Annotated in this window: 5 protein-coding genes and 1 pseudogene; 3 read left to right on the forward strand and 3 right to left on the reverse strand. The window is 74.1% G+C overall.

Going from position 1 to position 7471, the window contains the following annotated elements; all coding sequences use genetic code 11:
• Positions 1 to 73 precede the first annotated feature (73 nt).
• Complete coding sequence (locus E1287_RS29695) at positions 74 to 919, forward strand: siderophore-interacting protein (RefSeq protein WP_131968570.1); 846 nt, start codon at positions 74 to 76, stop codon at positions 917 to 919.
• Between the two features lie 108 nt (positions 920 to 1027).
• On the opposite strand, the gene E1287_RS29700 is transcribed toward E1287_RS29695, so the two are convergent.
• Together E1287_RS29700 and E1287_RS29705 are read right to left on the reverse strand one after the other, a co-directional pair.
• Positions 1028 to 2383: an AarF/ABC1/UbiB kinase family protein gene (locus E1287_RS29700; RefSeq protein WP_165969236.1), complete on the reverse strand. Its 1356-nt coding sequence runs from the start codon at positions 2381 to 2383 to the stop codon at positions 1028 to 1030.
• A gap of 94 nt (positions 2384 to 2477) precedes the next feature.
• Positions 2478 to 3089 carry a QsdR family transcriptional regulator gene (locus E1287_RS29705; RefSeq protein WP_131968571.1) on the reverse strand — a complete coding sequence of 204 codons (612 nt, stop codon included), beginning with the start codon at positions 3087 to 3089 and terminating at the stop codon, positions 2478 to 2480.
• A gap of 90 nt (positions 3090 to 3179) precedes the next feature.
• Between E1287_RS29705 and E1287_RS29710 the strand changes: the two genes are divergently transcribed.
• Both E1287_RS29710 and cphA read left to right on the forward strand, forming a co-directional pair.
• A complete protein-coding gene (locus E1287_RS29710; RefSeq protein WP_207934537.1) occupies positions 3180 to 4013 on the forward strand; it encodes a cyanophycinase in 834 nt (277 codons plus the stop codon).
• A gap of 16 nt (positions 4014 to 4029) precedes the next feature.
• Positions 4030 to 6573: pseudogene (gene cphA / locus E1287_RS45895) on the forward strand (cyanophycin synthetase); the annotation flags it as partial.
• A gap of 29 nt (positions 6574 to 6602) precedes the next feature.
• On the opposite strand, the gene E1287_RS29720 reads toward cphA, so the two are convergent.
• The coding region (locus E1287_RS29720) for a phosphatase PAP2 family protein (protein WP_347813994.1) at positions 6603 to 7471 on the reverse strand (869 nt) is incomplete at its 5' end.

Genomic DNA, 7471 nt, shown 5'->3' on the forward strand with positions numbered 1-7471 from the left:
ACCCGGCGGAACAATCCGGGCGAACCGGTGGTTAGGCTTGCCTAAGTACTTACCGGGCTCATCGGAGGGGTGCATGGCGACGGAACCGGCCCGCAAGGGACGCAGGCTGACCAAGGGGACGGTGCTGCGCACCGAGCGGCTCACCCCGCACATGATCCGCGTGGTCATCGGCGGTGAGGACCTCGCCGGATTCGGCGCGGGAGAGTTCACCGACCACTACGTGAAGCTGCAGTTCAAGCAGCCGGGCGTCGTCTACCCCGAGCCGCTCGACATGGAGCGGGTCCGCGCGGAGATGCCGCGGGAGCAGTGGCCGTCCACGCGGACCTACACCGTCCGGGCGTGGGATCCCGAGGCCGTCGAGCTCACGATCGACTTCGTCCACCACGGCGACAAGGGGCTCGCGGGGCCGTGGGCGGCGAGCGCCCGTCCCGGCGAGGAGATCTACTTCATGGGGCCGGGCGGCGCCTACGCGCCCCGCCCCGACGCGGGCTGGCATCTGCTGGTCGGCGACGAGAGCGCGCTGCCGGCCATCGCCGCGTCGCTCGAACGGATCCCGCCGGGCGCGCCGGTCCGCGTGTTCGTCGAGGTCGCCGGACCCGAGGAGGAGCAGGACCTGCCGACCCCGGGCGACGCGGACGTGGTGTGGCTGCACCGCAACGGCGGCCAGGTCGGGGATCTGCTGGTCGAGGCCGTCCAGAAGCTGGAGTTCCCCAGCGAGGACGTGCACGCGTTCGTCCACGGCGAGGCGACCTTCATCAAGACGCTGCGGCGGCACCTGCGCGTCGAGCGCGGCCTGCCGATGGAGCGCCTGTCCATCTCGGGCTACTGGCGCCGCGGACGCGACGAGGACGGCTGGCAGTCGAGCAAGCGCGAATGGAACCAGCAGGTCGAGGAAGAGGAGGCGCGGGCCCTCGCCTGAAACCCGGAGGCGCCCTCCGCTCGCTGCGCTCGCTCCGGGCGCTTCGTACGTCCCGCCCCCGCTGTACGTCCCCGCTGTACGTCCCGCCCTCCGCTCGGTGTGTGAAGGTCAGGCGGTGACTTGGGTCTGGTCGTCCAGGTCGGGGTCGTCGTCGGCGAAGCCGGGGAGCCAGCGTTCGGCCTCGGCGCGGAACTCGCCCTCGGCCTCCAGCTGGCACAGGACGCCGCCGCAGCCGGACAGGGCGCGGCTGACGGCCAGGTACTGGGGCGGCAGCCGGAACTGGCGGGCGAGCGCGCCGGGGCGCATGTCGGACGCGAGCCCGAGCCCCCGGGCCGTCTGCTCGCGCAGCCATTCGCGGGAGTACCGGAAGCGTTCGACGGCGAACGGGGCGGCGTGCGGCGCGACGAGTTCGGCGACCTCCTCCGGGTCGACGTCGGCGTCCGGCGCGAGGAAGCCCTCCTCGCGCAGCGCCTCGACGATGTCGCCGGGGTCGCCGAGCGTGCCGATGCGCAGCAGGCGGCCGATCGACCACTGCAGCTCGGCCGGGACGCGGGCGGCGCCGCCGAAGTCCATGACGCCGAGGCGGCCGTCGTCCAGCAGCCGGAAATTGCCCGGGTGCGGGTCGATGTGGATCATCTCGCAGCGGTCCGGGCCGGAGAGCAGGAAGCGGAACAGCAGCAGGCCCGCGCGGTCGCGCTGCTCCTGGGAGCCGTCGGCGATGACCTTGGCGAGCGGGGTGCCATCCAGCCACTCGGTGACGAGGACGTTGCCCGACTGCGCGACGACCGCGGGAACGACGAAGTCGGGGTCTTCGGCGTAGGCGTCGTGGAAGGCGGTCTGGGCGCGGGCCTCGTCGACGTAGTCGAGCTCCTTCTCCAGCCGGCGCTTGAGGTCGGCGATCACGGGTTTGACCTCGACGCCGGGGAACAGCGGGGTGAAGAGCCTGCTGAGGCGCGAGATCTGGTTGAAGTCGCTCATCAGGGCCTGGGCGGCGCCGGGGTACTGGACCTTGACCGCGACCGTCCGTCCGTCGTGCCAGACCGCCTTGTGGACCTGGCCGATGGACGCCGCGGCGGCGGGCCGGTCGTCGAACTCGGCGAACCTGTCGCGCCAGTCAGGGCCGAGCCCTTCGGCCAGGACGCGGTGGGTGGTCGCGGCCGGCATGGGCGGCGCGGACTCCTGCAGCCTGGTCAGGCTGGCGCGGAACGGCCCGGCGATCTCCTCCGGCAGCCCCGCCTCGAAGATCGACAGCAGCTGCCCGACCTTCATGGCGCCGCCCTTCAGCTCGCCGAGCACGGCGAACAGCTGGTCGGCGGTGCGGCGCTGGACCTCGAGCGCGACGGCCTCGGCGGGGCGCCCGATCGTCCGCTTGCCGAACCCGAGCGCGGTGCGGCCGGCGAAGCCGAGCGGCAGGCTCGCCAGCTTGGCGGTCCGCGTCACGGCGCGGCGGGGGATGTCACTCACGGCCCGACCGTCCCTCGTTCGACGATGCGTCCAATGGCTGTCAGCCTCTCATGGCGAGGGAATGCCAACAAAATGGTCATTCCCCGTTAAAGAGTCAGCGTTCCGGCGGGCCGGAAGATTCCCCGCACGGCCGCAGCAGCAGCTCCACGACCTCCAGGGCCTGGTCGATCTCCGGCCGGTTCCCGCCCAGGTAGTGCGCGTACATGAACGAGTCCGCGACGCGGACGATCGCCTGCGCGAGCGTCCGGGTCGGCAGCGGGACGCTCAGCCGGCCGCGGTCGATCTCCGCCTGGATCTCCTTGGTCAGCAGCTCGGTGGCGCGGTCCTCGATGGTGCCGGGCATGGTGGCGAGCCGGATGAACAGCCTGGTCTCCCGTTCGGTGAACGCCTTCAGCGGCTCGGCGTCCACCACCGCGCGCATGAACCGGTCGAGGACGCGGATGATCCGCTCCGCGCCGTCGCCGGCGACGCCGCGGGCGGCGACGCGGTAGGTCCGCTCGGTCATCTCCGCGAGGACGGCGCCGAGGAGGCGCTCGCGGCTGCCGACCCACCGGTACAGGGTCGCGCGGCCCACGCCCAGCTCGGCGGCCAGCGCGGACATCTCGATCGGCTCCCCGCGCAGGTAGTGCTCGGACGCGGCGGCGAGCGCCGCGGCGGGCCCGGCGGGACGGGCGGGGGCGTCCGGTGGCACGGGGCTGCCGCTCATCCGGACAGCATGGCACAGGGCCGGCGCCCCGGCGCGGCGGCTCCTCGCGTTCGCGCGACTACAGGCTGTCATCAGGGGTAGCAAGCTGATGTGAAAGAGAAAATCGGGGGCGCCGGACGCAAGGGCCGGCTGCTGATCATCGGCGGTGCGGAGAACCGCACCTGCGGGTCTGGGGCGTTGGAGACGTTCGTCGAGCTGGCGGGTGGCGAGGACGCGCGGATCGTGGTCGTGACGACGGCGACCGAGGTGCCGGAGGAGGTCGCCGACGAGTACACCGCCGTGTTCGGGCGCCTCGGCGTGACCTCGGTGCGGGAGCTGCGGCTGCTCGGCCGGGCCGCGGCCGACGACGCGGCGACGCTGCGGGCGCTGGACGCGGCGACCGGGGTGCTGTTCAGCGGCGGAGACCAGTCGCGGATCCGGACCCTGGTGGGGTCGCGGACCAACGAGCTGCTCAAGCGGCGCCTCGACCAGGAGGGCCTGGTCATCGCCGGGACGAGCGCGGGCGCGACCGCGATGGGCCATTGGATGATCCTGGGCGGGCACGGCCACGAGGTCGCCGCGTCCAGCGTGAAGGTCGGGCCGGGGCTCGGGCTGCTCGACAACGTGCTGATCGACATGCATTTCAACGAGCGCGGGCGGCTGCCGAGGCTGATGAGCGGCATCGCGCTCGACACGCGGCTGCTGGGCGTCGGCATCGACGAGGACACGGCGATCGTGGTGGGCGACGGGCAGTTCGACGTCGTCGGCACGGGCGTGGTCACGGTCGTGGACGCCGGCCAGTCCACCATCGCCTACGCCGCCTCGGACGACGAGCCGATGGCGATGCTCGACGTGTCGCTGCACCTGCTGCCCGCCGGATGCGCGTTCCAGATGAACGACAAGCTCCCGGCGATCGGCAACATGCGCGGGCCGGAGGAGGATTAGCGTGCGGCTCGACCACGTGCGCCGCCTGAGCGGCCCCAACGTCTACCTGTCCCGTCCCGTCGCGATCGCGCGGCTCGACCTGCAGGGCCTGACCGGCCACGAGACCACCGACCATCCCGGTTTCGCGGAGCGGCTGGTGGAGGCGCTGCCCGGCCTGCGGACGCACCACTGCTCGGCGGGCCGTCCGGGCGGCCTGCTGGACGCGATGGCCCGCGGCACCTATTTCGGGCACGTCACCGAGCACGTCGCGCTCGAGCTGTCCGGGCTGATCGGCCGGGAGGTGTTCTTCGGCCGGACGGTCCGCGCGGGCGGCCCCGCCGAGTACGACGTGATCCTGGAGTGCCCGCGGGACGAGCCGTCCGGCAGCACAGTGGTGGAGCAGCTGATCACGCTCGCGCTGCGGATCGTGAACGGCGCGCTGGCCGGGCGGGTGCCGGACCCGTCCGCCGACCTGGCCCGCGTCGCCGCCGGGCACGAGACCGAGCGGCTGGGGGTGAGCACGTCGGCGCTGGCGCGGGCCGCGCGCCGCCGGGGCGTGCCGGTCCGCCGCGTCGGCGGGCTGAACCTGCTGCGGCTCGGGTACGGGCGGTACCGGCGGACGGTGTGGGCGGCGATGACCGACGGCACCTCGGCGATCGGGATGGAGGTCGCGGGCGACAAGCGGCTCGCGCACCGGGTCCTCGCCGACGCGGGCGTGCCCGTCCCTGAGGGGCGGGTGGCGGCGTCGCCGGCGGAGGCCCTCGAAGCGCTGCACGAGATCGGCGCCCCGGTGGTGGTCAAGCCGCTGTCGGGGCACCAGGGCGAGGGCGTCCACATCGAGCTGACCAGCGCGCCGGAGGTCGTGGCGGCGTTCGCGTCGGCGGCGGGCGAGGAGGGCGAGGTCCTCGTCGAGTCCTACATCCCGGGCCGGGACTACCGGGTCCTGGTCGTCGGCGGGCGGGTGGTGGCGGCGGCGGAGCTGACGGCGGCGTGCGTGACGGGCGACGGGGCCGCCACGGTCGCCGAGCTGGTGGAGCGGGTCAACGCCGACCCGGCGCGCGGCGAGGGCCACGACCGGCCGCTGACGCGGCTGGCGCTCGGCGCGACGGAGCTGGCGCTGCTGGCCAGGCAGGGCCACGGCCCGCGGTCGGTGCCCGGCAGCGGGGAGCGGGTGTGGCTGCGCCGCAACGCGAACCTGTCCACCGGCGGCACCAGCCGGGACGTGACCGACGGCGTCCACGCCGAGGTCGCGGACATGTGCGTGCGGGCCGCCGCGACGGTCGGCATGGACGTGTGCGGCATCGACCTGCGGCTGCCCGACATCGGGTCCCCGCTGCCCGCCGAGCGCGGCGCCGCCGGGATCCTTGAGGTCAACGCCGCGCCGGGCCTGCGCATGCACCTGGCGCCGCACGAGGGCGCGGGACGGGACGTCGCCGGCGACATCGTCGACCTGATGTACCCGGCGGGCACGCCGTCGCGGGTCCCGGTCGTGTCGGTGACGGGCACGAACGGCAAGACCACGACCGTCCGGATGATCGCGCACATGCTGGAGCTGGACGGCCGCCGGACCGGCATGACCAGCACCGAGGGCGTGTACGTGGGCCGCCGGCTGGTGCATTTCTCGGACGCGTCCGGGCCGCGGTCGGCGGAGATGGTGCTCGGCGACCGGTCGGTGGAGGCCGCGGTGCTGGAGACCGCGCGGGGCGGGATCGTCCGGCGCGGCCTCGGCTACGACCGCGCCGACGTCGCCGTCGTCACCAACATCACCCGCGACCATCTCGGCGTGGACGACACCGAGGCCCTGGAGGACCTGGTCGACATCAAGGCGCTGGTCGCCGAGGAGATCCGGCGCGGCGGGCACCTCGTCCTCAACGCCGAGGACCCGGCCGCGGCGGGGCTGGCCGGCCGTCCCACGGTCAAGGGCCGCGCCCCGGTGCTGCGCTACTTCGCGCTGGCGGCCGACGCGCCCGTCCTGGCGGAGCATCTGCGAGGCGGCGGCCTCGGCTACTACGTGCAGCACGGCTGGCTGACGGAGGCGCGCGGCGACCGCCGGACCCGGATCCTGCCCGCCGACGAGGTGGCGGGCTCGTTCGCCGGGCACGCCGTGCACGTCGTCGCCAACGCGCTCGCCGCCGCCGCTGCCGCCCGCGCGCTCGACGTCCCGGTGGACGTGGTGGCGCGGGCGCTGCGGACGTTCGACCCGCACCTGCGCAACCCGGGCCGCGGCTGCGTGTACCAGGTCGGGGACAATCCCGTCCTGGTCGACTACGCGCACAACCCGGCGGCGGTCACCGCGATGGGCGCGTTCGTCGAGCGGCGCTGGGGCGGCGGGGGCGTCGCCGCGGTCACGCTGCCGGGCGACCGGTCCGACGAGCTGGTCGGCGAGACCGCGCGGGCCCTGGCCGGGACGTTCGGCCGCGTCGTCGTCTACGAGGACGAGGACCTGCGGGGACGCCGCTCCGGCGAGATGACCCGGCTGATCGTCCAGGGGCTGCGGGAGGGGCGCCCGGACGTGCTGACGCATCCCGCGGGCGACCTGAAGGGGGCCCTGGCGTCGGCGCTGGACATCGCGGAGCCGGGCGAGCCCGTCCTGCTGCTGTACGAGAAGCTTCAGCCCGTCGTGGAGCTGCTCGAAACGCTGGGCGCGGAGCCCGGAACGCCGGACGCGGCGGCGCCCGGCGGGGCGGCGGGAGGGCGCAGCAGCAGGACGATGACCGACAGCAGCGCCAGCACGACGATCCCGTCCAGCCAGTAGTGGTTGGCGGTGGCGACGACGACCGCGACGGTCGTGACCGGATGCAGGAGCCACAGCCACCGCCACCGCGTCCGTGACGTCACGACGAGCCCGAGCGCGATGACGGCCGCCCAGCCGATGTGCAGGGACGGCATCGCCGCGTACTGGTTGGCGATCATGTCGCTCTCCGGGGCGCCGTACACGGCGGGCCCGTACCTGGCGGCGGTGTCGATGAGCCCGGTGGCGGGGAGCATGCGGGGCGGGGCCAGCGGCACGAGCAGGTGCAGGGCGAGCGCCGCCGCGGTCAGCCCCACCAGGACGCGGCGGATCCACCGGTAGTGGACGGGCCGCCGCAGGTAGATCCAGAGCAGGAACAGCACGGTCGCCGGGAAGTGCACGACCGCGTAGTAGCCGTTCGCGAGGTGGATCAGCGCCTCGCTGTGCAGGATCCCCTGCTGGACGGCGGCCTCGTCCGGCAGGCGCAGGGTGCGTTCGAGGTCCCAGATGCCGCGGGCGTTGGCGAACGCGTCCGTGACGCGGTCGCTGGAGAACAGCCGGCCGAGCTTGTAGAGCCCGAACAGCACGACGATCAGCACCAGCTCCCGGACGGGCCGCGGCCGTCCGCCTGGCCGGGGCGGCCTATCGGGCCGCTTGTCGTCCCGCCGCTCCGGTTCCGGTGGCCGCGGCGGGGACTCGTCCGGATGGGCCGGCGGCTCGACAAGGCTCACCGCGCTCCCCCGCCCGC

This window comes from Actinomadura sp. KC06 (assembly GCF_004348735.1).
In the GTDB taxonomy this organism is placed as follows: Bacteria; Actinomycetota; Actinomycetes; order Streptosporangiales; family Streptosporangiaceae; genus Spirillospora.

Bases quoted from the DNA above. Each gene is read 5' to 3' on its own strand.
- E1287_RS29705 (WP_131968571.1), bottom strand. From the start codon at position 3,089: ATGAGCGGCAGCCCCGTGCCACCGGACGCCCCCGCCCGTCCCGCCGGG.
- E1287_RS29695 (WP_131968570.1), top strand. From the start codon at position 74: ATGGCGACGGAACCGGCCCGCAAGGGACGCAGGCTGACCAAGGGGACG.